Origin of the sequence: Leptolyngbya sp. FACHB-711 (assembly GCF_014695615.1) — a bacterium.
Lineage (GTDB): Bacteria > Cyanobacteriota > Cyanobacteriia > Elainellales > Elainellaceae > Leptolyngbya_A.
This window is the reverse complement of the sequence record NZ_JACJOR010000226.1, coordinates 1-3,129: the sequence shown is the minus strand read 5'-3', so window position 1 is coordinate 3,129 and position 3,129 is coordinate 1. Positions and strand designations below refer to the sequence as shown.

4 protein-coding genes are annotated in these 3,129 nt (G+C 49.6%); all 4 read left to right on the top strand.

Features of this window, described 5'->3' with window-relative positions:
• The first annotated feature begins 109 nt into the window (after nt 1-109).
• Complete coding sequence (locus H6F80_RS08650; protein WP_190791172.1) at nt 110-895, top strand: ABC transporter ATP-binding protein; 786 nt, start codon at nt 110-112, stop codon at nt 893-895.
• Between the two features lie 41 nt (nt 896-936).
• Nucleotides 937-2,118 (top strand): acyl-CoA dehydrogenase family protein, encoded by a 1,182-nt coding sequence (locus H6F80_RS08645; RefSeq protein ID WP_190791171.1) that lies wholly within the window; start codon nt 937-939, stop codon nt 2,116-2,118.
• A gap of 12 nt (nt 2,119-2,130) precedes the next feature.
• Complete coding sequence (locus tag H6F80_RS08640; RefSeq protein WP_190791170.1) at nt 2,131-2,304, top strand: hypothetical protein; 174 nt, start codon at nt 2,131-2,133, stop codon at nt 2,302-2,304.
• Nucleotides 2,305-2,380: 76 nt separating this feature from the next.
• Nucleotides 2,381-3,129, top strand: a 749-nt coding sequence (locus tag H6F80_RS08635) for an ABC transporter permease subunit (RefSeq protein WP_190791169.1), incomplete at its 3' end; no start/stop codon positions are given.

Sequence of the window (3,129 nt, the reverse complement as noted above, 5' to 3'; positions counted from 1 at the left end):
TTTTAAGCTGGCAAGATTCCTATCTTTCCGCCTTGTAATCGTTAGGAAAGCCTTACATTACTGTTCAGAACGGTTCAGACAAAAAATTAGGCAAAAGGCAACTCTGAAAATGCTGCGGATCGAGAACGTCTACAAGCGATTCAAAAATGGCTTCATTGCGCTAGACAATTTGAATCTCCAGATACAGCCCGGAGAGATTGTCAGCCTGATTGGAACGAGCGGCTGCGGTAAAAGCACCTTGCTGCGTCTGATTGCAGGACTAGAGCACCCCACGGCAGGAACAGTTTCGATCGATAATGAACCCATTACTTCTCCTCATCCTGAAGTCGGCATTATCTTTCAGGAACCCCGTTTGATGCCCTGGCTTACGGTTTGGGATAATGTGCGGTTTGGTTTAGAGAAAATGGCTCCTGACCAGCAAACGCAACGGGTCGCCTCAACGCTGGCAAAAGTAGGACTGACCGAATTCGCCCACGCTCTGCCCCGTCAATTATCAGGAGGAATGGCGCAACGTGTGTCGATCGCCCGTGCCCTTGTGACTCAGCCTTCGATTCTGTTACTGGATGAGCCGTTTAGCGCCCTGGATGCTTTTACTCGCATGAAACTTCAGGATCACTTGCTGCAAATCTGGAGTGAAGATCGTCCCACGCTCATTTTCGTGACCCACGATGTTGAAGAAGCTTTGGTCATGAGCGATCGCATTATCGTGATGCGCGGCAATCCTGGACGAGTCCACCGAGAATTTAAGCTCAATTTCCCTCGTCCCCGCAGACGCACGGAGCAAGACCTCCAGGAGTGGAAAGAACGCCTGCTCATTGAGCTTGATCTTTCCCTCGAAGAGCTTCCAACCATTGAACCCCTGAACGATCGCCCCCTGATCAAGGCAAGTTTCTAATCACCCATCGACTCATCTTTCTCCTCCACCCAGCTAATCTCATGCAACTTCTTCCCAAATTCACCTCGATTGACTACCTCGCTCAAGCCAATACTCTTGCCGCTGAGTTTGCTCAAACTGCAATCGAGCGGGACAAGGCGGGTGGAACACCGCTAGCAGAACGCGATCGTCTGCGGAAAAGTGGCTTGCTGAAGCTGATCATTCCTCAGGAGTATGGGGGATTGGGAGAAGGATGGGATACAGTTCTCAAGATCACCCGCAAGTTCGCCGAAGTCGATAGTTCGATCGCCCATGTGTTTTCCTATCATCATCTGAGTGTCGTTTCCCCTCATCTCTTTGGCAGCCTTGAGCAGAGAAAACACTACTATACACTAACGACAAAGAACAATTGGGTTTGGTGCAATGGGTTTAATCCGCTCGATCGCAGAGTGCTCCTAACGCCCGAAGGCAGCCATTTCCGAATCAATGGCACGAAGAGTTTTTGTTCTGGTTCTGTCGATTCTGATTTGATTCCGCTCACCATAGTGCAGGAGGACGTTGAGGGCTTTCGGATTGCGATCGTCCCCACCCAGCGAGAGGGGGTTGTGGTCAATCAGGATTGGGACAATATGGGACAGCGGCAAACAGATAGCGGCAGCATCACGTTTAACAATGTATTCATCGAAGCGGATGAAATTCTTACTCCCGATCCTGCTCGCGCAGTCTTCAGAACTTTTCGCTCCTGTTTAACGCAAATCACTTTCACCAATATCTACTTAGGGATCACGCTCGGTGCTTTTGAAGCAGCAAAGGAATATACACAAACCAGTACCCGTGCCTGGCTGACTTCTGGTGTTGAAAAGGCAACTGATGATCCCTACATCCTTCAACACTACGGGGAAATGTGGATGAACCTGGAAGCAGCAATCTTACTGACCGATCGCGCTACCCAGCTTGTTCAAACCGCTTGGGAGAAACAGGAGAATCTTAGTGCAGTCGAACGGGGAGAATGTGCGATCGCGATTGCAACAGCAAAAGCCTTTGTCACTAAGTTAGGACTGGAGCTTACCAGCAAAATTTTCGATGTGATGGGAACGCGCTCGACTCATTCTCGCTATGGATTCGATCGATATTGGCGCAATCTGCGGACCTTCACCCTGCACGACCCAGTTGATTACAAAGTGAAAGCGATCGGTGACTGGGTATTGAACGATCAATTCCCGACTCCAGACTTTTATTCGTAGCTCTTAACTGACTTGAAGCCAGATACCGTGAAGCAGTTGGGGAAGGAACGACTGGTCGAACAGGTGGAGCCACTTACTGCACAGGTAATTGGCGGCATTCAGGAGCGGGCAGATTGGATGTACAGAAGGCGGTTTCCAAATAAATTGATATTCGCCAATTGCTTTATCCGGCAACTTCTGGGCTAGAGACGTACACCAATCTGTAGCCGCAATCGCAATTCTTCGCTAATTACTCTTTTACTGATTGACTCACCGATCTACTATGCAACTCCTACAAAAAAGAGGATCAAGATTAAGCTGGGAACGGCTTCCCTGGCAGCAGTTTCTTCCCTGGCTTGTGCCGATCGCCCTTCTGGTGATCTGGCAAATTCTTGCTCAGGCAGGACTGATTGCCACTCGCATTTTGCCTGCACCAACACAGGTTTTAGACGCCGCAATTAAGCTCACGGTTAGCGGAGAACTGTTCAAAAACGTCCAGATTAGCACCTGGCGAGCGTTAGTTGGGTTTGCAATCGGCGGGGGCATCGGCTTATTCCTCGGCGTTCTCAACGGCGTTTCTAAACTTGCCGAAAGTTTTACCGATAGCTCAGTGCAGATGATTCGTAATATTCCGCACCTGGCGATGATTCCGTTGGTTATTCTCTGGTTTGGCATTGGCGACCCGGCACGAATATTTCTAGTCGCAATCGGCGTTCTCTTTCCTGTCTATATCAATACCTTTCACGGCATTCGATCGATCGATCCTGGTTTAGTTGAAATGGGAAAGGTTTATGGACTCCGATCGTGGGAACTGTTCTGGAAAATTATCCTGCCCGGTGCGTTACCAGGAGTGCTAGTGGGAGTGCGATATGCGTTGGGCTTAATGTGGCTGACGCTGATTGTAGCAGAGACGATCGCGGCGAATTCAGGCATCGGCTACATGGCAATGAATGCCAGAGAGTTTATGCAGACGGACATTGTGGTGCTGAGTATTTTGCTGTACGCGCTGCTGGGTAAACTGGCGGATTCGAT

Coding starts and splice junctions, on each gene's coding strand:
- H6F80_RS08650 (WP_190791172.1), top strand. CDS start 110: ATGCTGCGGATCGAGAACGTCTACAAGCGATTCAAAAATGGCTTCATT.
- H6F80_RS08645 (WP_190791171.1), top strand. CDS start 937: ATGCAACTTCTTCCCAAATTCACCTCGATTGACTACCTCGCTCAAGCC.